A 22,449-nucleotide genomic window follows, 5' to 3' on the forward strand; every position below is an offset into this window, starting at 1 on the left:
AATAAAATGAAGAAGCCCTTACTAATTGTACTAACAGCTATCCTTTTACTTATACTAGCAGCGTGTTCAACAGCAGAAGAAGAGCCGGCGGCGCCAGCTGAAGAAGCGGAACCGGTCACAATCCAAGGAACCAATGGCGAAGTGACATTAGACGCGCCAGCCCAAAAAGTGGTGGTTCTGGAATGGACGTATGCAGAAGACCTATTGGCAGTCGGTGTACAGCCGGCGGGAATGGCCGATATTTCGGATTATGGAAACTACGTGAACATTGAACCGCAATTGGATGAAACGGTTGTGGACGTCGGCGGCCGCCAGGAGCCGAATTTGGAAGCCATTGCCGCTTTAGAGCCAGACCTGATCATTGGTGTGAGCTTCCGCCATGATGGCATGATCGAACAATTGGAGACGATTGCTCCTACAGTGATTTTCAATCCGTATCCTGAAGATGAGAGTATCGATCTGTATCAGGAAATGGAAACGACGTTCCTTGAAATTGCAAAAGCAGTTGGGAAGACGACAGAAGGCGAACAGGTCTTGACTGACTTGGAAGCACAGTACGAAGAAAAGGCGGCTGAAATTGAAGCGGCTGATTTGAAAACAAAAGACGTTATTCTAACACTTGCCTACAGCGGGGCGCAGGCTCCGGAAATTCGTGTCTTTACGCCAAACTCGATGGCTTCCATCATCTTAGAGCGCATCGGCTTGAATAATGTCCATGAACCGGACCAGTTTGAAATTTTCGGATCCAGTACATTCAATGTAGAAGGATTGGTTAAATACGAAGATGCCAACTACCTTTACACAGTACCGGAAGAAGATAATATTTATGAAAACCAGCTAAAAGGAAATCCTGTCTGGGAAAATCTTGCGTTTGTCCAAGAAGGCCGGACGTATGATTTAGGCGCGGATACCTGGTTATACGGAGGACCGTTGTCTGCTGAAACATTGATGAACCAAATCACTGATGTATTGGTGACTGACTAATGCTCCGAAGATTATTGAACAAGTCCACTGTCTCTCTGACAGCGGGCTTTTTCCTGCTTATTATGCTATCTGTCATACACCTGATTCAAGGTCAGGCGGATTATACAGTATCCGAACTGTTGACAGGAGTGTGGACGGAAGGGCGTATCCAAGATATTGTGCTTTCTTTCCGATTGCCGCGTCTTGCGATGGGCTTACTTGCTGGAGGAGCGTTAGCAGTTTCAGGTGCCGTCCTGCAAACCTTGACGAATAATCCATTGGCTTCTCCAGGAACTTTGGGCATCAATGCAGGGGCATTTTTCTTTGTGGTTCTGTCCACCATCTTTTTTCCAGGACTGCTTGGTGCTTTTCCATTTGTTACAGCTCTTTTGGGCGCCGTGCTTTCTTCATTATTGGTCGTCGGCCTTGCTGGAAATCAAATGGAGCCCGTGCGTGTAGCGCTGACGGGAATGATCATTTCACTGCTGTTCGCGTCCATTACCGGGGCGCTACAGTTATTATTTGAAAATCAGACGAATGGTCTCTTTCTATGGGGCTCTGGAACGTTGGTGCAGTTGAATTGGGAGGGGGTCGTTTTTGCGGCGCCTGTTATTCTCCTGATGTTCACCTGCGCACTGCTGTTGGCGAAACCAATGGATATTTTATCGCTGGGAGAAGATATTGCGTCTTCACTGGGGCAAAATGTTCGGGTAGTTAAACTGGCTGCATGGGGAGTCGCCATTGTTTTGGCTGCTGCGACAGTAAGTGTCGTTGGTCCGATCGGCTTTATTGGTCTGATGGCTCCGCACATTGTCCGCATGATGGGGATTCGTGGCCATCTCCAAATTTTCATCCATTCCTTTATTTGGGGTAGCGTCTTTTTGGTCGGTGCGGATGTACTGGGCAGGTTGATCCAGCCCGGCCAGGAAGTGCCGGTTGGTGCCATGACGGCATTAGTCGGCGGTCCGTGGCTCTTGTATCTGGCATGGCGCACGGCTAAGTCCTTGAAGCGCGGAGAGCGCCAAATGGGCGGCACTACCAAACCAATCCGGTTAAAATTGATCGTACCAGTGCTGGTGGCGATTATCTTAGGAATTATAGTCATGGCGTTGAGTTTCAACGGTTCTGCCTGGACCTTCGCCTGGATGGAACCAGTCGTCTGGAATTTCCGGGTGCCGCGGGTCTTAACTTCATTTATTGTAGGTGTGATGCTGGCAATTACCGGTGTCATTCTTCAAGGAGTCCTGAGAAATCCGCTGGCAGATGCCAGTGTGCTCGGTGTCACTTCAATGGCAGGAGCGGGAGCGATGCTGTTGCTGGTCCTTTTCCCGTCTATTCCACCTGAGTTCATGCCACTGGGGGCAACGGTCGGTGCAGCTTTGGCACTTGGCATCATCCTGGTGACAGCCTGGAAGAATAATTTCCAGCCGATGCTGGTTGCGTTGATGGGAATTGCCATTTCCGCATTCGGTTCGGCAGCGACGCAGGTTTTTATTGTCAAGGCGAAGCTGGCAGTGGCCAGTGCACTTGTCTGGCTGTCAGGCAGTACTTACGGAAAAGGATGGGACGATGTTCAATTTGCGCTGATCCTATTGGCTGTATTCATTTGGCCGGCGATCTATCTGACACGCAGCTTGGATACGCTGACCTTCGGAGATGATGTCGCGGCAGGGCTTGGATTGAACATCCGCTCTACGCGTGTATGGGCGTTAATCATCGGTGTAGCCATTTCGACGGTGGCCGTATCGATTGTCGGCACTATCGGATTTGTAGGGCTGGTGGCCCCGCATATCGCCCGACGGCTGGTCGGTTTCCGCCATTTGCCATTAATGCTGGCTTCTGGCTTGCTTGGCGGATTGCTGCTGGTCACCGCTGATTTTGTCGGACGCATCCTGATCGCGCCAAAAGACATTCCGAGCGGGTTGGTTGTAGCATTAATTGGCACACCCTATTTACTTTACTTGCTGCGCAAGATGAAATGAAAAGAACCAACAAATAGCAAAAGGACCTGCCATGTTGGCAGGTCCTTTTACTTTGGGGGGAAAATGAATACACAAAAAGCTGTCCGGCAAGCGGACAGCTTTTTTAGTAATTATGCAGTTTGAAGAGCGATGGCTGGACCAAAGAATTCAAAGTGGATCTGTTCTTCTTTCATGCCAAGTGCCCGCAATTCTTTAATCATGGCCTCCATGAAAGGTACTGGGCCACATACATAGACATCACCTGTGATATCAATGTATTCTTCCAGAACCGCTCTCGTGATATAGCCTTGAGGCTGATCGGAGTAAAGTGTTTTATAGCTTGCATTGTCCATAGATGCGATGTATTTCTGGATATCTTTATCGAAAGCGTGCATAGTTTCATTGCGCGCAGCATGAAGGAATGCGGTTGGACGTTCTGGAGTCAGTGTAGCAACAGTTTCGAACATGCTCATCATCGGTGTGATGCCGACACCGCCGCTAACGAATGCAACAGGTGTATCTTTTTCCGTATCAAGTACAAATTCACCTGCTGGTGCGCTGACTTCAAAGCTATCCCCTACGTTCAAATGATCGTGAAGATAAACGGATACAAGGCCGTTCGGATCATTATCAGCATCGCGTTTAACGGAAATGCGGAACTCATCTTCCTGTGCAGCTTGAGATAGGCTGTACTGGCGGTTGGATAAATATTCTTCGCCTGGTATCGACAAGCGCACAGAGATGTATTGGCCAGGCTGGTAAGCTGGAACATTTTTTCCATCTGCAGGTTTTAGATAGAAGGAAGTGATGTTTTCGCTTTCTTTCTCTTTGCGGACAATCGTAAAGTCTTTAAAGAAGCTCCAGCCATTCTCCTGAGATTCCATTTTTTCATACATATCTTTTTCAACGCCGATGAAGGCATCTGCGATTACGCCATATGCTTCTGCCCAAGCATTGATGATGTCATCAGTTGCTGCATCGCCCAATACTTCTTTGATCGCTTTTAACAGATATTCTCCAACAATCGGATAATGCTCTGGTTTAATTCCTAAACTTACGTGTTTGTTGGCAATTTGTACAACTGCCGGAAGAATAGCCTCCAGATTGTCGATGTGGACTGCTGCAGCATAAACCGTGTTTGCCAAAGCAGCTTGCTGACGTCCTTTCTTCTGGTTGGCTTGATTAAAAATGTTGAAAAGTTCTGGGTGCGCTTCAAACATATTTTTGTAGAATACAGTCGTAATGGCTGTTCCGTGCTCTTCTAATACCGGTACTGTGGATTTGATGATTGTTCTTGTCTCTTGTGATAACATGCTCAATCTCTCCTTTTGTTTTCTATACTTTGACTATACTCCCACAATTCGTTTAAAGATATATTTTAAATACATCTTTAAAATTTAGACACATTTAACTTCACAGAAAAGTCACAACAAGGAAAAGCGGAAGCGACCGTTTAACTCTGACAGGCGTAAGACGATCTGGCGAAGCGGCATGTTTTCAGCCGCATAGCCAGAGTGGCTTACGACCCGAGGAGTTGGCCGCTGGAGTCTGGACAAAAAGAAAAGCGAAAGTGGCTGTTCAGCTCTGCCGGGCATAAGACGGACCAGCGAAGTGGCGTTCTTTGCCGCGCAGCTGGGTTGGCTTATGACCCAAAGAGCTAGCCGCTGGAGCTGGACAAAAAGAAAAGCGAATGCGCCCGGTTAGAACCGACAGGCTTAAGGGAGGTTGCCGAAGCGGCGTGTTTTCAGCCGCACAGGCAAGCGGACTTAAGACCCCGAGGTTCTGGGCGCAGTAGCTGGACAATAAGAAAAGCGAAAGTGGCTGTTCAGCTCTGCCGGGCGCTGGAAGCACCTGTATAGATTCAGTAAACTGCAAGAAAGAAGGGGAAGTTAGTTATATTTCATTCAATTGAGGAACCAGTCATTTCCATTAACTGGATATGATTTCCGATTTACTTAAAATACTTTCAGAAAGAAAGCCTGCGTCAAGAAAACCCAAAATTAAAAAGCCCAACTTGAGTCGGGCTTCAAAAATCCGTTTTAATTACCTGTATTCAAATCCATCGCAGGACCGAAGAACTCGTAATGAATCTGTTCTTCCGGAATGCCCATGCCGTGCAGTTCACGAATCATGATTTCCATAAATGGAGCCGGTCCGCAAACATAGATGTCGCTTTCGGGATCAACATATTCCTCGAGTATTTTCCGGGTAATAAATCCGTTCGGTTCATCTGAATAGATGGTTTTGTAACGGGCATCATCCATCATTGTGGCATATGCCTGAATATCATCATCAAAAGCCTGCTGCAAAGGATTGCGGGCGCCGTGAAGGAAAGTAGTCGGCCGCTCTGGTGTAGAGTTTGCGACTGTCTCGAACATACTCATCATCGGCGTGATACCGACACCGCCGCTGATGAAAGCGACCGGTGAAGTTTTTGTGGTATCGAGGACAAAGACGCCAGCCGGTGCACTGACTTCTAGTCGATCCCCTTCGTTGATGCTGCTGTGCAGATAATTGGAGACAACGCCATTTGGATCGTTGTCGTTTTCACGCTTGACCGAAATGCGGAATTCATCCGGTTTTGGTGCCTGGGAAAGACTGTACTGCCGAATCACTAGAAACTCTTCGCCTGGCATCGATAAACGCACGGAAATGTATTGGCCTGGTGTGTAGGGCGGAACATTGGATCCATCCGCAGGCTTCAAGTAGAAGGAAGTGATGACGTCACTTTCCTTTACTTTTCGGGAGACAATGAAATCCTTGAAGAAAATCCAGCCGTTGTCCTGTGCCTCCGTTTGTTCATACATCTCTTTTTCAACACCGATAAATGCATCGGCAATGACCCCGTAAGCTTCTGCCCATGCTTCAATGATTTCATCTGTTGCAGCATCACCCAACACTTCTTTCATCGCTTTCAGCAGATATTCGCCAACGATTGGATAATGCTCAGGCAACACGCCAAGAGAGACGTGTTTGTGGGCAATTTGGACAACAGCTGGCAAGATCTCTTCTAAGTTATCGATGTGCACAGCCGCTGCATATACTGCTTTAGCCAAAGCTGTTTGCTGGCGGCCTTGTGCCTGATTGGCATGATTGAAGATATTCAGCAATTCGGGATGGGCTACGAACAGGTTCTTATAGAACGTGGTGGTGATTGCCACGCCGTGTTCCTCCAGAACCGGGACAGTGGATTTGACAATTGTACGGGTTTCTTCTGATAACATGCTGATCTACTCCTTTTCTCAATAAAGTCTTGAGGTTCAATTACTTTCGGACTTTCTGAAAAGCCGTTATAATGAACATGCAGAAGAGGTGAAAAAAATGAGATTGACCATGTATACAGACTTCTCATTACGTGTTTTGATTTACTTGGGCACCAAAGAAACAGATAAGCTTGCAACGATACAGGAAATTTCTGATGCATATAATATATCCAAAAACCACTTAACGAAAGTTACATTCGAACTGGGCAAAGCCGGTTTTATCCATACCGTCCGTGGACGAGGTGGTGGTATCCGTCTTGCTGACCTTCCTGAAAATATAAATGTAGGAACCGTAGTCAGGCGAATGGAAGATGATTTCCATTTAGTTGAATGCTTTAATTCAGCGACGAATCGCTGTCCGATTTCCCCTATCTGCGGTCTGCGTGGCGTATTAGGCAAGGCTCTCAATGCTTACCTGTCCGTATTGGATGAATATACGCTTGAAGACCTGATGTTCAACAGGGAAGGGCTTCGCGAAATCCTTCAGACATAAAAAACGGCTCAATTAATGAGCCGTTTTTTATTTATAGTTCCAGCACGTGCGGCTCTAACCCTTTTGTATTCATTAAGCGTACACGATCGGGTTTGATGGCAAGAATGATGAGATTTGGATCATCAGGACCTTCAAACCATCCTTCCAGATGCTCGTTCCACACTTTGTCGATCATTTCGCGATCGTCATTCAGCGACATGGTTCCTTCGATTTCCAAAAATGTATCGCCGACCCCTTCGCCTTCATAACCTAAAAGAATATGGGCATGCGGATTGGCTTCCAATTCGTCGACTTTCTGTGTTTTTTTGCTGGTAGCAGTATAAAGTGTAAATTCATCGTTAAAAAAAGTCATATAACGCGAATGGGGTTTTTGTCCTTTTATCGTCGCTAAAGTCCCCACATAGCTGTCTTCTAAAATTTTTAACGCCGCTTTTTTTACATCTTCCTGATTCATCCATACCACTCCTTTTATGTTTGTACTTATCTATTCCTTTTTAAGTCCGTACTAAACATAAAAGGCCTGCTTGGGCAGCAGGCCTTTAAACTTGTTCAACTATTTTCGGTGTCCGGTTAAACGCACTAGGGAGCACCATGCCGATCAGGATGATGAAAATTCCGCCGACTTGAAGTGTTGATAAGGTTTCGTTGAGGATCAGGACCGATGCAATGACCGCCACCGGCAATTCCATAGCACTCAAAATAGAAGCAAGCCCCGAGCCGACATGCGGCACTGCAACAGAAAAGAAGTAGATAGGCATAATGATTCCGAAAAAGCCCAGCAATAATCCATAAACCCATAGGCCTTCATTGAATAGCTGTCCGTTCCACACAATTTCAGGTGTTTGGAACAAGCCAACAACAATTGCTGCAAAAAGTGATACATAAAATAGACGGGCTGAAGTATCCATGCCTTCAATCTGTTTGCCGTTGACGAACATGAATGCTGAGAAACAAAAAGCCGCAGCCATTCCCCAAACCCAGCCTTGCCAAGGAATCCCGCTAAGATCTGTGCCGATGATGCCGGCTGCAAATAAAGTTCCGGCAAACAGCAGCACCAAAGAAAAAACTTCAGTCCGCTTCAGCCATCGGCGGTTGACGATGCAATCCAGGAACATGCCGATCCAAGTGAATTGGAACAGCAGCACAACAGCCAATGAAGCTGGCAGATAGTTGAGGGAATGTGCATAGACCATGCCGGTGGCAGCAGTAAAACTACCGGATAGCATCAAAATCTTCCATCCTTTAATCCCAGGCATTTTACGTTGCGTTGCAAAAAATAAAAGAGCCGCTAAGGCGAACCCTATAAAGTATTGGGCGGTCACTGCTTCTGCAGCAGTAAATCCATTTTTCATGGCCACTTTGATAATGGTCGAGAGAACTCCGTAACAGCTCGCTGCTATGACGACCATTAGTGGGTAAATCCAGTTTTTCATCTTCTTTCACTCCTGTTCAAACGAGAATCATAGCATAAAAAAACCGCTGAGGGTAGCCTCGGCGGTCTTTTTTGAAAGCATTCACTTTTACGAAAATTCATGCTGTTTACTCTGGGAATTTTTCTTCGCTGGATGAACTGTTCTTCGTTCCGCGCTTATCTTTTTCTTCCCGTTTTTCCTGCTTTAGATCTTCCATCGGAATAGAATCCACATTCATTTCTTCTTCATGCATTTCGGTGAGGGTCTTTTTATCGGTTTTGTACTGTTCAGGGTTATCCATGGGACCGCCGTCGCTTATGTTGCGGTCTTCCTCTTTAAATGGTCTTTTGTCTGACATGTATAGCACCTCTTCCTGATTGTATTACTTACTGTATTCCTTTTATAAAACCTTTTAAAACATAGAGTGGATGCGCACTTCCTGTTTAATTGCCTGATGAAAACCCGTTTGTTTCTTTTAGAGCAGCGTTGCAAGGAGCGAAAATCATCTTTACCGCCATGTGAAGTACAATAAATATGATAAAATGAAATCAGGGAACGAAAGGAGTTGCAAGATGAATACGAAATCAGCGATAACAGTAGGCGGTTTGAATTTCGAATGGAAGTTGGCTGAGGGCCGCTTTCTATTTGAAGGTCAGGAATCTGTTCTTTTTTGGACAGCATCAGCAATGAAAATGTTTTTTGATTCGATAGAAGAGATTGCCGGAAAAAACGCAGCGTATGTTGTGCTGGAAACAACAGGGTTTCGCCAGGGGCTTGTAGTGGGAGAATATTTCCAAGGGATGAAAGGTGTCTCCGTCGCAGAGGCTGCTGAATTGATCACCAATACATACGCCTCAGCAGGATGGGGATTGGCGGCAATTAGAGAGCTAGATGAAGAGGAACATACACTTGAAGTGCACTTGAAAAACAGCTGGGAGCACACAATCAATGTGGCGCAAGAGAAGGAGCGGGGAGGAAGTTTCTTGCCTGCCCATTACGCAGGAATTTTTTCATCACTGTTCAAGCAAAATATTTGGTATAAAGTCGTTCATTATCAATTGGATGGTTTTCCAGAAACTGTCGTTCAGTATTTCCCTTCAGAAGAGACTATCGAAAAGAATATCCATCAATTGTCCCGTTTGAAAGAAGCGGAAAAAATCAATGAGCTTGAACGATTGGTGGATGAAAAAACAAAAGAACTGAATGAAATGATCAAAGAAATCTCATCTCCGCTCATTCCGGTTCTTGAAGATATCGTCGTCGTTCCGCTTCTGGGGACTTATGACGAGGCCCGTGCGGAAGAGCTGTTGGTGAAAACATTGCAGAACATGCCGAAACACAAAGCCAAGTACTTAATATTGGACTTGACGGGAATAAACACGAACTTTACACAGCATGCCGCAATGCTGATCGAGAAATTAGGCTCAACCGCATCGCTGATTGGTACACAAACCATTTTGGTGGGAATTTCAGCAGGAATGAGTATGACCATTACAGACTCAGCCATCAACTTATCGAAATTCCAATGCTTCCAAACTTTGCAGCATGGCATCCATTATGCCCTGGCGCAAAACGGGAGAAGCATTATGTAAGAAAAGCGCAAGCGCCCGTGTAGCTCTGCCGGGCATAAGACGCACTGGCGAAGCGGCGTTACTTCAGCCGCACAGCCAGAGTGGCTTATGACCCAAAGAGCTGGGCGCTGGAGTCTGGACAAAGAAAAGCGCAAGCGCCCGTGTAGCTCTGCCGGGCATAAGACGCACTGGCGAAGCGGCGTTACTTCAGCCGCACAGCCAGAGTGGCTTATGACCCAAAGAGCTGGGCGCTGGAGTCTGGACAAAGAAAAGCGCAAGCGCCCGTGTAGCTCTGCCGGGCATAAGACGCACTGGCGAAGCGGCGTTACTTCAGCCGCACAGCCAAAACGGCTTATGTCCCGAGGAGTTGGCCGATGAAGCTGGACAAAGAAGAAAAGCGCAAGCGCCTGTGTAGCTCTGCCGGGCATAAAATCCAAAGAAGAAACTGAAATTTTTAAACTCCAAATCAAAAGGCGTATTGGACCCAGTCCAATACGCCTTTTTTATAAGATGCCAACTTACTTGGCGGTTTTTACAATTTCAATAATGACCTGTGTGGCTTTTTCCATGTTTTCAGCAGAGATGAATTCGTATTTTCCGTGGTAGTTTTCACCGCCTGTGAAAATATTCGGTGTGGGCAATCCCATATAAGATAATTGAGAACCATCCGTACCGCCGCGCACGGGAACGATATTCGGTTCTATTCCCAAGGTGTTCATCGCACGCTCTGCAGTGTCGACGATTTCCATGACTGGTTCAATCTTTTCGCGCATATTATAGTATTGGTCTTCGATTTCCAAGTGGACAGCCTGTTCGCCGTACTGCTGCTGGAGTTTCTCGGCAACCGCCTGCATATGCCGCTTTTTATCTTCGAATTTCGCTTTATCGAAATCACGGATGATATAGGTCAATTCCGCCGTTTCAATGTTGCCGTTAAAGTTGTTCAAATGGATGAAGCCTTCATACCCCTCTGTCTGTTCAGGCACTTCGTCCTTTGGCATTTCCTCCTGGAATTGAATGGCGACCGTTTGGGCATTGACCATTTTGTCTTTTGCTGAGCCTGGATGCACGCTCTTGCCTTGAACGGTTAGTTTGCCGCTGGCTGCGTTAAAGCTTTCATACTGCAATTCGCCAAGAGGGCCGCCGTCCATGGTATAGGCATACTCAGCGCCAAAGCGTTCAACATCGAATTTATGGGGGCCGCGGCCGATTTCTTCGTCCGGTGTAAACGCCACACGAATTTTTCCATGTTCGATTTCGGGATGTGCATTCAAATATTCCATGGCTGTCATGATTTCGGCGATACCGGCTTTATTGTCTGCCCCAAGAAGTGTTGTGCCGTCTGTGGTAATCAGGGTATGACCTGCATAATTTTTCAAGGCAGGAAAATCCGACACAGTCATTGTGATGCTGTCATTCAACGGGATATCCTGTCCGTCATAATTGTCGATGCGCTTTGGGTTCACGTTCTTACCGGTAAAGTCTGTTGCGGTATCGACGTGCGCCAGGAAACCGATTACCGGGATATCCCGTTCGGTAGTGGCTGGCAGTGTACCGAATAGATACCCCGCGTCGTCCATGCCGACATCCGTCAGGCCGATAGCCTTCATTTCCTGTTCCAATTCACGCAACAAGTCCCATTGTCCCGCTGTAGAAGGTGTATTTTCACTATTTGCATCAGATTGCGTATCGATTTTTGCATAACGGACAAGCCGTTCGATTAACGTCTCTAACATATGTAATCCCCCTTGAATTCGTTCTATATAAGTTGAACTTTAGCATCATATATACGCCGCACCGGCACTAAGAGATTATCTAACTAACCCGGTGTAAGTTCATAGATTTTCACTAATTTCCTGATCGACTTGCGGCCTATGGACTATGAAACGCATCAGTTCAACTTATATAGTAGTATTTTAGCACGAAGCAGGAAAATGATGAAAATTCCAGTTTAAAAAAACGATGCCCGGGTTAGGGCATCGCTTCATCAATTTTGCTGTTTTGCTTTAACCGCATCGGCATGTGCGGCTTTTACTCGTTCCAGAAGCTCAGGTTCTGTCAGCAGGCGGTAACCGGTAGTGGCCAAGGCTTTGGCGCCTTTAATCAACGCATCATTGCCTTTCACTGATTTTGCGGCTTCGCGGAATTCGGCAGTATGGGCAACCAGACTTTCCGGACCGATTTTGATATACCCATGGGCAGTGGGTACTTCATAGCTGATATTGCCGGCATCTGTAGAGCCGAGGCCGGAGATGCGGGAATCAGCCACTGTTTCACCCAATGATTCAAGTTCGCTGCGGACAACAGCATCCAATGCTGGGGTGATGACCAAATCACGCACTTCATTCTGAAAGCGTTCGATTTTCACTGTCGCGCCAGTTGCAAGAGCAGCGCCTTCCGCAATAGCCCGAATTTTGCGGGCAGTATCGGATGTTTTCTTCCATGAATCTCCGCGGATATAGAAACGGGCAGAAGCGTATTCCGGAATGATATTCGGCGCATCGCCTCCATGAGTGATGATTCCATGAACCCGGGCATCCGATGGCAATTGCTGGCGCAGGGCATTGATGCTGTTGAACAGCTGCAGAACGGCATCCAAGGCATTGATGCCTTCTTCAGGAGATCCTGCCGCATGCGCTGGTTTTCCGTAAAAGTGAAATTCCAAAGGTTCGACCGCAAGAGAAGGTCCGGTGACAGCTGAATTTCCGGAAGGATGAAGCATCAACGCGGCGTCAATGCCTTCAAGCAACCCATGTTTAACAAAGCTGCCTTTGGCACTGCCATTCGGCCCTCCTTCTTCTGCAGGAGTTCCCAGGACGACCACGCGTCCGCCTGTTGAGTCTAAAGTTTCCGCCAATGCGATGGCCGCAGCCACGCTGGTTGTTCCAATGATATTGTGGCCGCAGGCATGGCCAATTCCGGGAAGTGCATCATACTCGGCAAGATAAGCAATTGTCGGTCCAGGACGGGCGCTTTCTTTGCTGGCAAAAAAAGAGGTGTAATGGCCGGCGACACTTTTGTCAACCTGAAACCCAGCTTCTTCAAGCCGTTTGATCAATAAAGAACTGGCGAAAATCTCTTGGTTGCCGATTTCCGGGTTTGCGTGGATCGCCTGGCTTGTTTCAATATAGGTTTCGCTCCGGGAATCGATGGACTGGGAAATGGACTGGGCTGCTTCCTTGATAAATGTCATTGGAACTCCTCCTAAGTTGAATTCGTTTTATTGGTAATCGACCAGTTCGTCAACTGTCACAACGGTAGGGATTTGACCACCTTTTGTATGTTCGATGATAAATTCAGCAGTGTCTTCTTCTTGATATAATTCAACGATTTTCAGGTAGGCTTCATTATCTGCCTCTTCAGCGTTTGCGGCAATCAAGTTGATATAAGGTTTCGCTGTTTCGCTTTCACGGGCAATCGGATCATCAGTCGGATTCAAGCCAGCATCCACTGCAACGCCGTTGTTGATGACCGAACCGGCAACATCTGGCATAGCGCGCGGCGTATGGCCGGATACCATCGGCATAATTTCAATGTTTTTTGGATTCTCGATAATGTCTTCTGCTGTGCCAGTAAGTCCGGCATCTTCAGAGAGCGTGATCAGTCCGGCTTCATCGAGCAATAGAAGGGCACGCCCCATGTTGGTCGCTTCATTCGGCATTGCGATTTGTGAACCTTCGGGAATTTCATCGATGGATTCATATTTATCGGAATATAAGCCCATCGGTGCAATGACGGTAGAACCAATCGGTACGATATCGATGTCGTGCTCTGTAACAAATTCATCGAAATAAGAAATGGTCTGAAAAGCATTCAAGTCGAGTTCGCCTTCGGCAAGCGCCAAGTTTGGTGCCACATAATCAGAGAACGTTTGGATTTCGAGGTCGATGCCTTCTTTTTCGGCTTTTTCGCCAATATAATCCCAGATGGTTGTATCGGAACCGCTGATGCCAAGTGTCACTTTCGTGTTGCCATCGGAACTGCTGTCGTCTCCGCAGGCTGCCAAAAGTAAGCCAGATAGTGAAAGTAATGCTGTCGCTGTAAGTTTTTTCATGAGTAATTCCTCCAGTTTTTTCTATGTTGTTTTTATTTTTTAGTTACGCCGTACCGTTCTTGACAATACATTTCCAAGGGATTGAACACCCTGCACCAGCACGACAAGAATCGCTACGGTAATGAACATGACGAGCGTATCGAAACGCTGATAGCCGTAAGTGATGGCCAAGTCGCCAAGCCCACCGCCTCCGATGGCGCCTGCCATGGCGGATGCACCGATCAAGCCGACCACTGCTATCGTCAATGCGAGAACCAAAGAGCTTAAAGCCTCGGGAATCAGGAAGCGGAAAATGATCTGCATCGGCGTGGCGCCCATCGCCTGAGCCGCTTCGATAACGCCTTTATCAACTTCCAATAAGGAGTTTTCAATCAGCCGTGCAATGTAGGGCCCGGCGTAAAAGACCAGTGGAACGATGGCGGCTGCGGTTCCGATGGACGTACCGACAATCAGGCGGGTCAATGGAATGATGGCAACCATTAAAATGATGAACGGAACCGAGCGGAAAATATTGATGACGATATTCAACACTTTGGAGACCGGTTCATTTTCCAGCAAATGGCCTTTGCGGGTGACCACCAGCAGGATGCCGAGCGGAAAGCCGATCAAAAGGGAAAAGCCGAATGCTGCGCCGGTCATGTAAATGGTTTCCCATAGAGCTTCTATGATTTGTTCGTAGTTAACTGACATAATTATTGACCTCCTCTATGTGGATATCGCTTTCTCGGATGGAGGACAAAGCCAATTCGATTTCACTGGGCTCGCCGGAAAATTCCACGATCAGGTTGCCATACGGGACGCCCTGCAGCTCAGTGATATTGCCGAACAGCACATTCAAGTCAACTTTGAAATCGCGTGATACTCGGGACATGAACGGTTTGCCGACGGAAGTGCCGGTAAACTGGAGGCGGTAGATGGCATTATCGCTTTCGGCTGCCTGAATTTGTGCCAGCAGCGAATCAGGAAGTTCGTCGTTCATGACGGAGCGGACAAACCGTTTGGTGGTTGGTTGCTGCGGATTCGAGAAAATATCGAAGACGCTGCCTTGCTCGATCACTTTCCCTGCTTCAAGCACAGCCACCTTGTCGCAGATTTCCCGGATGACGCCCATTTCGTGAGTGATGAGCAGAATGGTGATGTTGTATTCTTTATTGATTTTGCGAAGCAAGTCCAAAATCGATTTAGTCGTTTGCGGATCAAGTGCCGAAGTCGCTTCGTCGCATAGCAGAACAGATGGGTTAGTAGCGAGCGCCCGGGCAATGCCGATCCGTTGTTTTTGTCCGCCTGACAGCTGATCGGGGTATTTCTGTGCCTGGTCTGCAAGGCCGACAAAGTCGAGCAGGTCGGTTACCTGTTTTTCAATATCTGCTTTTGGTGTCTTAGCAAGCAAGAGCGGCATAGCGACGTTATGGTAAACCGTTTTTGAATTCAGCAAGTTGAAATGCTGGAAAATCATGCCGATATCTTTTCGGGTGGTGCGGATCTCTTTGCTGGATAAAGTGGATATATCTTTTCCTTGAATCAATACGCGTCCTGCAGAAGGACGTTCGAGCAGATTCACGGTGCGGATCAAAGAACTTTTTCCGGCTCCGCTAAAGCCGATGACTCCAAAAATTTCGCCGGTTTCGACGGTCAGTTCAATGCCGTTCAAGGCATGGATTTCCTGTTTTCCTGATTGATAGGTCTTGGCGACGCCTTCGAATTGAATCATGGTGATTGAACCTCCTCATGCTGTAATGGGTCTTATCAAATCGATGGAGTCTCACATTCTCCTGAGATAATGGACAAAAAAGAGCCCCCTTTTTTCTTATCCATAAGAAAAAAGAAGGCTCCAGTTGAAACCATCTAATTCTCATCTTCCAAATGCGTTAACGGCATTTGCAGGAGTTGGCACAGTTTTTGCGGTTAAACAAATCTGCTGCCGAAACGTCTCAGGGCCTGTCCCTCGGTTTCTCTTGATAAGAAAGTGATGTATGCTATTCGATTCGTGATTCTTACTTTATGGTGAAATAACAAAAATGTCAAGAAGAATTATGATATTTATTTCACAATCTTTTACATGAAAGCAATAATTAGTTTAACTCCTTTACTTTACAGGGGTTGATGGCTTCTTCTTAAAGATGGAGGATACTTTGCTCTCGCTTCCATTCTTTATTCGAATAATGTTTTCGCTATGCTTCCATACCGCCATTGCGAATAAAGCCAAGGCTGTCAGCAATGGCCATGGTCCAACAGCAGGACCGAAAGCAATCATAAAATAAACCGCGTAAAGCACTAGTACGCCAATGACCAAATAATCGGTGGCGAGCGAAACGCCGATGAGCAAGAGCAGTCCGACCAGTCCAAGTTTCCAATCGAGGGCCAGCATGACGCCAATTACAGAAGCCGTGCCTTTGCCGCCATTGAAATTCATATAGAACGGAAAGTTATGGCCGAAAATTACGCCGGCACCTGCGATGAATAGCAAAGTCCAGATCATTTCAGAAGAAAGACTGCTGGAATCCAGCAAAAGGCGTAAGCCTGCAACAGCAGCAAAGCCTTTGGAAATATCGATGAAAGCGACAAGCAAACCATATTTCCATCCCAGTACGATGGCTGCATTGGAAGCCCCGGAATTTTTTACACCTTCTTTTTTGACGTTGACCCCTGATAGAGCCTGAGCTGCAAGAGATCCATGAAAACAGCCGATTACATAGCAAATAATAAATAATAGCAACATCCAGATAAACATGCCAATTCCTCCTCTACCTTAAAAGATAACGTTTGAAACAGAACGAGGTTTCAAAATTTTTTGACTAATGGACTTGACAAATCGCGCTGAAATTTTTATACTTCTCAACAAGATGAAAAACCAAATCAAATACTCTTATCAAGAGTGGCGGAGGGATAGGCCCTGCGATGCCCGGCAACCAACAGACGCACATGTCTGGAAAGGTGCTAATTCCTACAGGATCGAACGACTGATTCTGACAGATGAGAGGAGGAAACTCCGTAATTTACGGCCCTCTTCTTAGCGAAGGGGGCTTTTTGCTGCTTTCTTTGACCGTTATGGATCAATAAAAAACAGGGGGAATGGAAAATGACGAATATGAAACCAGAAACTTTATTATTGCACGGGGGACAACAGCCAGATCCGACAACCGGATCCAGAGGGGTACCGGTTTATAAAACAACTTCCTATGTCTTTAAAGATACACAACATGCGCAGGATCTGTTCGGCTTGAAGGATACCGGCAATATCTACTCGCGCATCATGAATCCCACAGTCGATGTATTTGAACAACGGGTGGCATTATTGGAAGGCGGCACTGCTGCGGTTGCACTATCCTCCGGAATGGCGGCTATTGCATTTTCTGTTTTGAATATTGCAGAAGCTGGAGACGAAATCGTAGCGGACAGCAATCTTTATGGCGGTACGTACAATTTATTTGCCAACACATTGCCGCGTTATGGCATCAAGACAATATTTGTCGATGCGACAAACCCTGAAAACTTTAAAGCAGCCATTACAGATAAAACCAAAGCGTTATTTGGCGAAATTATCGGCAATCCAAGCTTGAATGTCTTTGACGTTGAGAAGGTAGCGGAAATCGCCCATGCGAATGGATTGCCGTTATTGATCGACAATACATTCGCTTCTCCATACGGCAGCAATCCGATCGAATTCGGTGCAGATGTGGTCATCCATTCCGCTACGAAATGGATTGGGGGACACGGCACGACAATCGGTGGCATCGCAGTAGATGCCGGGAAATTCAATTGGGACAATCCGCGCTTCCCGAATTACACAGAGCCGGATGAATCGTATCATGGTTTGCGTTACGGCATTGATGTGCCGGATGCAGCATTTGCGACAAAGCTTCGTGTGCAGCTGCTGCGGGATTTTGGACCTTCACTGAGTCCGGATAGTGCGCATGCTTTACTGCAGGGTCTTGAGACTTTGCATCTTCGCATCCCTAAACACAGCACCAATGCTCAAATTATTGCGGATTACTTAAAACAGCATCCGCAAATCGAATGGGTCAATTTCCTGGGTTTTGAAGATCACCCATCGCATCAATTGGCGAAAAAATATTTGAAGAATGATGGCTATGGTTCGATTGTCAATTTTGGCATAAAAGGCGGACGGGAAGCAGGCCGTAAAGTGATCGACAGCGTCAATCTTTGGTCGCATGTCGCAAACGTAGGAGACGCTAAATCATTGATTATCCACCCGGCTTCCACCACGCATCAGCAATTGAACAATGAAGAGTTGAAAGCATCGGGAGTAACGGAAGAGTTGATCCGTTTATCTGTCGGGTTGGAGAACGCTGAAGATTTGATTGCTGATTTGGAGCAGGCGATAAAGGCGGCAGTATTGGAAAAGGCATAAGGAGGGATTTTCATGAAGACAGTATCCATTGGCTCGTTAACCCTGGATTCAACTAAGACTATAGACAATGTAGAACTTGCATACGAACGTCATGGGGATGAAAAAGCTCCTGCTGTCCTGGTATGCCATGCATTGACAGGCGATCAATATGCAGTTGGCACAGACGGAGATCCAGGTTGGTGGGCAGGATTAATCGGACCAGGCAAGTCGGTGGATACAAATGTTTTTCAAGTGATCATCTTCAATGTACTAGGAGGGTGCCATGGATCCACAGGCCCATTATCGATAAATCCGGCAACTGGAGCTCCTTATCGTGCGGATTTCCCAACCTTGACGATACGTGATATGGTGCGGGCGGAGTATCATGCCTTAAAGAAACTGGGCATCAACCATCTCGTTGGAGTGGTAGGGGGTTCACTGGGAGGAATGAAAACTCTGGAATGGGGTAAATTGTATCCGGACTTTGTCGATGCAGTTTTTCCGTTGGCCGTGACTCAGTATTACAGTGATTATGGCGTAGCTTTTAACCACATCGGTATTTTGGCAATAGAGAATGATAAAGAATTCGACAGCGGTAATTATGAAGATTCGTCTCTGCTGAAAGGGTTCGAAGTAGCCAGAATGGCAGGGATGGTCACTTACCGCAGCGGCAATATGTTTAACCAGCGTTTTGGACGCATCAATGATGGCGATGAATTCAACGTACAGTCCTATTTGAATTACCAAGGGAAAAAACTGGCAGACCGTTTTGATGCCAACAGCTATGTGCTGTTGCTGAAAGCAATGAATACACATGATATTCAGGAGGCTATCCTGGAAGTTCCCGTCTATTCCTTATCATTTACGCATGATCTGCTTTACCCAAGTGAACTGATGGTTCCGTGGCTTGAAAAGCAGAAGGATGCGACCTGGGAAATCATCGAAACGGATTTTGGCCATGACGGTTTTCTGGTGGAGTTTGAAAAATGGGGCGGTTTTATCGAAGAAAAACTGAAACGTCTTTTGGTGCCTGAGCTCACACGTTAAAAGTTCGATTTAAAAAGCATCTGAGCGGGACTGCAGTCCCCGCTCAGATGCTTTTTTTCAGTCTTCGTCTTTAATATCCACATCGTCTGGTATAGGAATGGCGCGCCATTCCTCCAGCGCTTGCTTAGCCTGCTCCAATTGTTGGAAATGCGTTCCGAATTGAGAGGTGTTGATCATGTATTGCTCCCCATCATGGACTGCGCGGATACGGCCTTCCAATACATAACGATTGATTTGTTCTTCAGGCATCGATAAGAATGCGGCAGTTTCCTGGACTGTCATATACATAGGATCTCCTCCTCCATTCTTTTCTTTTATTATAATGGAAGAAGACAGCTATCTCAAACCATTCGCGTCATGGTATGTTAAGGGGAAAAGTCCGGAAATAGGAGTGTTGATGTTGAATTATATGGCGTATCTATTAGTTTTGCTGGCTGCTATTTTATGGGGGACGACTGGGACCGCTCAATCTTTTTTTGATGGCCCTGCACATCCACTGTCAATTGGCGCATTCCGCTTAGCGATAGGCGGTTTTTCATTGTTGGTTTTTGTTCTTGCTACAAAAAAGTTATCGGTCCAGACGATTCCCTGGCCGGCTGCACTCCTTTCAGCCCTGAGTATGGCGCTGTTTCAGCCCTTGTTCTTTTCATCTGTCCAATTGACCGGGATTGCAATTGGAACTGTTGTAGCCATCGGCAGTGCTCCTGTGTTGACGGGAATGATTGAATGGGTGGCTTTGAAAAAAAAGCCCGATAGAGTTTGGGTGATTGCCACCGTGCTGGCTTTAATCGGATGTGTCCTGTTATTTGCCAATAGAGGCCAACAACTGGTGGATCCAGTAGGTATTGCCATGGCATTAGGGGCTGGTTTTTCTTTTGCTGTTTATGCCCTTGTCAGCAAAAATGTACTCCAGCGTATGGAAACCGTCTCCGCTGTAGCGGTGATTTTTTCACTGAGTGCCTGTTGTCTGCTGCCTTTTCTGCTGTTATTTGACCTTTCCTACGTAACCGCACCCGGAAACTTATCGCTCCTACTCTATTTGGGGATTGGAGCGACAAGCTTATCGTATATCCTTTTTTCTTTTGGATTAAAACAGATTCCATCTTCTTCTGCTGTGACCTTGTCGTTAGCGGAACCGCTGACCGCAGCTATTTTGGGTGTTCTGGTAGTTGGAGAAGTGCTGAGTGGCCTTTCCTGGAGCGGAGTAGGGCTTCTCCTCGGCGGCATATTGGTATTGACCATCGGCAAGAGACAGCGGCTAACTGCTCCGCAAGGGCTTAAATGATCTTCGGATTCATGTATTGTCTTTTTGGAGTTTAACTGAGCCAAGGGAAGGGCATAGTAACTAGGATATAAAAAAACAAAAAGGAGTTGTGTGTATGAACGAAGTGGGTAATTCTTTTAGAGGTGTCGGAAATACAATCATTGACTACATTCCAAACGTTTTAGGGGCATTATTATTATTATTGATTGCATGGGTTGTAGCGACAATTGTACGGGCGATTTTCACTAAAGGATTGAAAAAAGCAGGGGCAGACAGAGCGATGGTCAGAGGCCATATGGCAAAAACAAAAGAAGACGCAGACAGTAAATTGGATTCCATCGGGAAAATCCTGTATTACCTAATCTTCATTTTGTTTATTCCGAGCGTCTTGCAGGCATTGAATATGCACCAAGTAGCACAACCGATTTCAAATATGATGGACAAATTGCTGGCATTCCTGCCGAATCTTCTGATGGCCATCATTATTGTAGTCATTGGCTATTTTGTAGCCAAGTTTGTGAAGAATCTTGTATTCAGCCTTTTGACCGCGGTGAATATTGATAAATGGTTCAATAAATTCACCAGTAAACCGGGCAGTACATCAACAGGAACAAAAAGAATGGATGCGGGTGACAAATCGACCTTAGCGAATGTTTTAGCGAATGTGGTCTTCGTCATCGTCTTGATCCCAATTCTGACGATTGCATTGGAGACCTTGAACATCCAGTCTATTTCTGAGCCGATTGTCAATATGCTCAACCAGGTTCTGAACATGATTCCGAATATCTTTGTCGCAATCATCTTGATTTTGGCAGGGGTTCTGATTGCTAAATTCATAGGTGATCTGTTGATCAGCCTGTTGAATGGCACAGGGATCAACCGTTTCTCGACTTACCTGAACCCTGACAAAACCAAATCGCCAAGCTTCGATATCGCGAATATCATCGGCAAGGTAGTGCAAGCGATCATCATCATCTTCTTTACAGTAGAAGCGATGAACGTATTGCAGCTTGATGTGTTGAATGGAATCGGTGAAGCCATCATCGGATACCTGCCATTGCTCATCAGCTCATTGATCATTCTGGGTCTTGGATTGATCGGAGGCAGCCTGCTTGGAAACTACATCAAACAAGCTTCCGGCAACCGTTTCCTGGGAGCCATCGTCAAATACGCCATCATCATCATTGCCGTATTCATGACGCTTGACCAATTGAATTTCGCAACAAATATCGTTAACCTGGCATTCTTATTCATCATCGCTGGACTTGCAGTGGCATTCGCGATCTCCTTCGGTATAGGTGGACGTGAATTCGCTAAACGCCAGCTTGAAAACCTTGAAAAGAAAATGCAAAAAGAGAACGATAAACCAAATCTATAAAACCATCATAGAAATCCCTTTAGACAGATCTTGCCTAAAGGGATTTTATATTTTTTTAGGTTTCTGTATAAATATTCGTTTCGATGATAAAAAGGGAATTTTTTCAACTGAATTAAAGGAATATGAAGATATATCAAAATACAAAAAAATTTTAGTGAATTTAATGAAGTGTATTATCTATCCATTACAGTCCCATATTTTAAGTAAGTAAGCTGAAAAAAATGCTTTAAATAGGTAAAAATGCTATCGATATAGTATTTTAAATAATTAAAAAATTCAGTTGACTTGATTTTATGCAAACGGTTACAATCAAAGGAGTTATTAACTATATAATATTTAGAAGGGAGAGTATTTTATACAACTGAGTGAACGCTCAGTTGGGAGGGTTCAGGCTAGAAACTAAGATGAAATGGGGGATACGATGAAAGCGTACAAAAAAGAAGTTCAGTTTACAGTCTGGATGACAGTCGCCTTTATTTTAGTGGGAAATGTAGGATTGATTTTTTCCATCTTTCCGGTAGATGCTATGTTATTCGGCTTTCCGGTCATGTACATTGTACCGATCCTGATGGGGTGGTTTGGTGTATTCTTTCTTACAATTGTAGCGGGCAAGATCGGCAATCGTATTGACGATGAAATTGATAGTGAAAACGACGCGCTCGGAGTTTCCGACGAAGTAAAGGATGTGTAGA

General features: G+C 46.0%; 21 protein-coding genes and 2 riboswitches. Of the genes, 9 read left to right on the forward strand and 12 right to left on the reverse strand.

Features of this window, described 5'->3' with window-relative positions:
• Window positions 1–6: 6 nt before the first annotated feature.
• Together ACRC6Q_RS03400 and ACRC6Q_RS03405 are read left to right on the forward strand one after the other, a co-directional pair.
• Complete coding sequence (locus ACRC6Q_RS03400; protein WP_431465814.1) at window positions 7–984, forward strand: ABC transporter substrate-binding protein; 978 nt, start codon at window positions 7–9, stop codon at window positions 982–984.
• Window positions 984–2,945, forward strand: coding sequence for an iron ABC transporter permease (locus ACRC6Q_RS03405; RefSeq protein WP_431465815.1), 1,962 nt, complete (start codon window positions 984–986; stop codon window positions 2,943–2,945). The genes ACRC6Q_RS03400 and ACRC6Q_RS03405 overlap by 1 nt, the downstream gene beginning before the upstream one ends.
• A 110-nt stretch (window positions 2,946–3,055) precedes the next feature.
• Here the strand turns inward: ACRC6Q_RS03405 and hmpA (ACRC6Q_RS03410) are convergent, their stop codons facing one another.
• Together hmpA (ACRC6Q_RS03410) and hmpA (ACRC6Q_RS03415) are read right to left on the reverse strand one after the other, a co-directional pair.
• The gene (gene hmpA / locus ACRC6Q_RS03410; RefSeq protein ID WP_431465816.1) at window positions 3,056–4,237 is read right to left on the reverse strand and encodes an NO-inducible flavohemoprotein; all 1,182 of its coding nucleotides are present in this window, start codon (window positions 4,235–4,237) and stop codon (window positions 3,056–3,058) included.
• A 726-nt stretch (window positions 4,238–4,963) separates the two neighbouring features.
• Window positions 4,964–6,148, reverse strand: a complete 1,185-nt coding sequence (gene hmpA / locus ACRC6Q_RS03415; RefSeq protein ID WP_431465817.1) for an NO-inducible flavohemoprotein — start codon at window positions 6,146–6,148, stop codon at window positions 4,964–4,966.
• Window positions 6,149–6,245: 97 nt separating this feature from the next.
• Here hmpA (ACRC6Q_RS03415) and ACRC6Q_RS03420 point away from each other — a divergent pair, with 97 nt between their 5' ends.
• Complete coding sequence (locus ACRC6Q_RS03420) at window positions 6,246–6,680, forward strand: RrF2 family transcriptional regulator (protein WP_223639782.1); 435 nt, start codon at window positions 6,246–6,248, stop codon at window positions 6,678–6,680.
• A gap of 31 nt (window positions 6,681–6,711) precedes the next feature.
• Here ACRC6Q_RS03420 and ACRC6Q_RS03425 read toward each other — a convergent pair whose 3' ends face one another.
• From ACRC6Q_RS03425 to ACRC6Q_RS03435, 3 genes are all read right to left on the reverse strand, one after another.
• Window positions 6,712–7,134, reverse strand: coding sequence for a pyridoxamine 5'-phosphate oxidase family protein (locus ACRC6Q_RS03425; RefSeq protein WP_223639785.1), 423 nt, complete (start codon window positions 7,132–7,134; stop codon window positions 6,712–6,714).
• Window positions 7,135–7,219: 85 nt separating this feature from the next.
• Window positions 7,220–8,113 (reverse strand): EamA family transporter, encoded by an 894-nt coding sequence (locus ACRC6Q_RS03430; protein WP_223639788.1) that lies wholly within the window; start codon window positions 8,111–8,113, stop codon window positions 7,220–7,222.
• Between the two features lie 106 nt (window positions 8,114–8,219).
• The gene (locus ACRC6Q_RS03435; RefSeq protein WP_223639791.1) at window positions 8,220–8,450 is read right to left on the reverse strand and encodes a hypothetical protein; all 231 of its coding nucleotides are present in this window, start codon (window positions 8,448–8,450) and stop codon (window positions 8,220–8,222) included.
• A 214-nt stretch (window positions 8,451–8,664) separates the two neighbouring features.
• Here ACRC6Q_RS03435 and ACRC6Q_RS03440 point away from each other — a divergent pair, with 214 nt between their 5' ends.
• Complete coding sequence (locus ACRC6Q_RS03440) at window positions 8,665–9,684, forward strand: STAS domain-containing protein (RefSeq protein WP_431465818.1); 1,020 nt, start codon at window positions 8,665–8,667, stop codon at window positions 9,682–9,684.
• A gap of 497 nt (window positions 9,685–10,181) precedes the next feature.
• Here the strand turns inward: ACRC6Q_RS03440 and pepT are convergent, their stop codons facing one another.
• The 6 genes from pepT to ACRC6Q_RS03470 all read right to left on the reverse strand — a co-directional run bounded on the left by pepT (window position 10,182) and on the right by ACRC6Q_RS03470 (window position 16,448).
• Complete coding sequence (gene pepT, locus ACRC6Q_RS03445) at window positions 10,182–11,399, reverse strand: peptidase T (protein WP_223639796.1); 1,218 nt, start codon at window positions 11,397–11,399, stop codon at window positions 10,182–10,184.
• Window positions 11,400–11,650: 251 nt separating this feature from the next.
• Window positions 11,651–12,856, reverse strand: a complete 1,206-nt coding sequence (locus ACRC6Q_RS03450; RefSeq protein ID WP_223639799.1) for a M20 family metallopeptidase — start codon at window positions 12,854–12,856, stop codon at window positions 11,651–11,653.
• 27 nt (window positions 12,857–12,883) lie between these two features.
• Window positions 12,884–13,717, reverse strand: coding sequence for a MetQ/NlpA family ABC transporter substrate-binding protein (locus ACRC6Q_RS03455; RefSeq protein WP_223639802.1), 834 nt, complete (start codon window positions 13,715–13,717; stop codon window positions 12,884–12,886).
• Window positions 13,718–13,756: 39 nt separating this feature from the next.
• Complete coding sequence (locus ACRC6Q_RS03460) at window positions 13,757–14,407, reverse strand: methionine ABC transporter permease (RefSeq protein WP_431465819.1); 651 nt, start codon at window positions 14,405–14,407, stop codon at window positions 13,757–13,759.
• Complete coding sequence (locus tag ACRC6Q_RS03465) at window positions 14,397–15,428, reverse strand: methionine ABC transporter ATP-binding protein (RefSeq protein WP_431465820.1); 1,032 nt, start codon at window positions 15,426–15,428, stop codon at window positions 14,397–14,399. The genes ACRC6Q_RS03460 and ACRC6Q_RS03465 overlap by 11 nt, the downstream gene beginning before the upstream one ends.
• Before the next feature lie 138 nt (window positions 15,429–15,566).
• A riboswitch (SAM riboswitch) is annotated at window positions 15,567–15,682 on the reverse strand.
• A 121-nt stretch (window positions 15,683–15,803) separates the two neighbouring features.
• Complete coding sequence (locus ACRC6Q_RS03470; RefSeq protein ID WP_223639811.1) at window positions 15,804–16,448, reverse strand: glycerol-3-phosphate acyltransferase; 645 nt, start codon at window positions 16,446–16,448, stop codon at window positions 15,804–15,806.
• 132 nt (window positions 16,449–16,580) lie between these two features.
• Window positions 16,581–16,697: riboswitch (SAM riboswitch) on the forward strand.
• A gap of 99 nt (window positions 16,698–16,796) precedes the next feature.
• On the opposite strand from ACRC6Q_RS03470, the gene ACRC6Q_RS03475 reads away from it, so the two are divergent.
• Window positions 16,797–18,089 (forward strand): O-acetylhomoserine aminocarboxypropyltransferase/cysteine synthase family protein, encoded by a 1,293-nt coding sequence (locus ACRC6Q_RS03475; protein WP_223639813.1) that lies wholly within the window; start codon window positions 16,797–16,799, stop codon window positions 18,087–18,089.
• A gap of 12 nt (window positions 18,090–18,101) precedes the next feature.
• The gene (metX, locus tag ACRC6Q_RS03480; RefSeq protein WP_431465821.1) at window positions 18,102–19,115 is read left to right on the forward strand and encodes a homoserine O-acetyltransferase MetX; all 1,014 of its coding nucleotides are present in this window, start codon (window positions 18,102–18,104) and stop codon (window positions 19,113–19,115) included.
• A 57-nt stretch (window positions 19,116–19,172) separates the two neighbouring features.
• Here metX and ACRC6Q_RS03485 read toward each other — a convergent pair whose 3' ends face one another.
• Complete coding sequence (locus tag ACRC6Q_RS03485; RefSeq protein ID WP_431465822.1) at window positions 19,173–19,403, reverse strand: helix-turn-helix domain-containing protein; 231 nt, start codon at window positions 19,401–19,403, stop codon at window positions 19,173–19,175.
• Between the two features lie 109 nt (window positions 19,404–19,512).
• Here ACRC6Q_RS03485 and ACRC6Q_RS03490 point away from each other — a divergent pair, with 109 nt between their 5' ends.
• The 3 genes from ACRC6Q_RS03490 (at window position 19,513) to ACRC6Q_RS03500 (ending at window position 22,448) form a co-directional block, all read left to right on the forward strand.
• The gene (locus tag ACRC6Q_RS03490) at window positions 19,513–20,400 is read left to right on the forward strand and encodes a DMT family transporter (RefSeq protein WP_223639819.1); all 888 of its coding nucleotides are present in this window, start codon (window positions 19,513–19,515) and stop codon (window positions 20,398–20,400) included.
• 94 nt (window positions 20,401–20,494) lie between these two features.
• Window positions 20,495–21,757 carry a mechanosensitive ion channel gene (locus ACRC6Q_RS03495; protein ID WP_223639822.1) on the forward strand — a complete coding sequence of 421 codons (1,263 nt, stop codon included), beginning with the start codon at window positions 20,495–20,497 and terminating at the stop codon, window positions 21,755–21,757.
• A gap of 421 nt (window positions 21,758–22,178) precedes the next feature.
• Window positions 22,179–22,448, forward strand: coding sequence for a hypothetical protein (locus ACRC6Q_RS03500; protein WP_223639825.1), 270 nt, complete (start codon window positions 22,179–22,181; stop codon window positions 22,446–22,448).
• Window position 22,449: the final 1 nt, after the last annotated feature.

The organism is Planococcus sp. SE5232 (genome assembly GCF_050686535.1).
GTDB lineage: Bacteria > Bacillota > Bacilli > Bacillales_A > Planococcaceae > Planococcus.

Excerpts from the sequence above, each read along its gene's own strand:
- ACRC6Q_RS03450 (WP_223639799.1), bottom strand. The coding sequence starts at position 12,856 with ATGACATTTATCAAGGAAGCAGCCCAGTCCATTTCCCAGTCCATCGAT.
- ACRC6Q_RS03425 (WP_223639785.1), bottom strand. The coding sequence starts at position 7,134 with ATGAATCAGGAAGATGTAAAAAAAGCGGCGTTAAAAATTTTAGAAGAC.
- pepT (WP_223639796.1), bottom strand. The coding sequence starts at position 11,399 with ATGTTAGAGACGTTAATCGAACGGCTTGTCCGTTATGCAAAAATCGAT.
- hmpA (WP_431465817.1), bottom strand. The coding sequence starts at position 6,148 with ATGTTATCAGAAGAAACCCGTACAATTGTCAAATCCACTGTCCCGGTT.
- ACRC6Q_RS03470 (WP_223639811.1), bottom strand. The coding sequence starts at position 16,448 with ATGTTTATCTGGATGTTGCTATTATTTATTATTTGCTATGTAATCGGC.
- ACRC6Q_RS03500 (WP_223639825.1), top strand. The coding sequence starts at position 22,179 with ATGAAAGCGTACAAAAAAGAAGTTCAGTTTACAGTCTGGATGACAGTC.
- hmpA (WP_431465816.1), bottom strand. The coding sequence starts at position 4,237 with ATGTTATCACAAGAGACAAGAACAATCATCAAATCCACAGTACCGGTA.
- ACRC6Q_RS03430 (WP_223639788.1), bottom strand. The coding sequence starts at position 8,113 with ATGAAAAACTGGATTTACCCACTAATGGTCGTCATAGCAGCGAGCTGT.
- ACRC6Q_RS03490 (WP_223639819.1), top strand. The coding sequence starts at position 19,513 with ATGTTGAATTATATGGCGTATCTATTAGTTTTGCTGGCTGCTATTTTA.
- ACRC6Q_RS03405 (WP_431465815.1), top strand. The coding sequence starts at position 984 with ATGCTCCGAAGATTATTGAACAAGTCCACTGTCTCTCTGACAGCGGGC.
- ACRC6Q_RS03460 (WP_431465819.1), bottom strand. The coding sequence starts at position 14,407 with ATGTCAGTTAACTACGAACAAATCATAGAAGCTCTATGGGAAACCATT.
- ACRC6Q_RS03495 (WP_223639822.1), top strand. The coding sequence starts at position 20,495 with ATGAACGAAGTGGGTAATTCTTTTAGAGGTGTCGGAAATACAATCATT.
- ACRC6Q_RS03435 (WP_223639791.1), bottom strand. The coding sequence starts at position 8,450 with ATGTCAGACAAAAGACCATTTAAAGAGGAAGACCGCAACATAAGCGAC.
- ACRC6Q_RS03485 (WP_431465822.1), bottom strand. The coding sequence starts at position 19,403 with ATGTATATGACAGTCCAGGAAACTGCCGCATTCTTATCGATGCCTGAA.
- ACRC6Q_RS03455 (WP_223639802.1), bottom strand. The coding sequence starts at position 13,717 with ATGAAAAAACTTACAGCGACAGCATTACTTTCACTATCTGGCTTACTT.
- ACRC6Q_RS03465 (WP_431465820.1), bottom strand. The coding sequence starts at position 15,428 with ATGATTCAATTCGAAGGCGTCGCCAAGACCTATCAATCAGGAAAACAG.
- ACRC6Q_RS03440 (WP_431465818.1), top strand. The coding sequence starts at position 8,665 with ATGAATACGAAATCAGCGATAACAGTAGGCGGTTTGAATTTCGAATGG.
- ACRC6Q_RS03420 (WP_223639782.1), top strand. The coding sequence starts at position 6,246 with ATGAGATTGACCATGTATACAGACTTCTCATTACGTGTTTTGATTTAC.
- ACRC6Q_RS03400 (WP_431465814.1), top strand. The coding sequence starts at position 7 with ATGAAGAAGCCCTTACTAATTGTACTAACAGCTATCCTTTTACTTATA.
- ACRC6Q_RS03475 (WP_223639813.1), top strand. The coding sequence starts at position 16,797 with ATGACGAATATGAAACCAGAAACTTTATTATTGCACGGGGGACAACAG.
- metX (WP_431465821.1), top strand. The coding sequence starts at position 18,102 with ATGAAGACAGTATCCATTGGCTCGTTAACCCTGGATTCAACTAAGACT.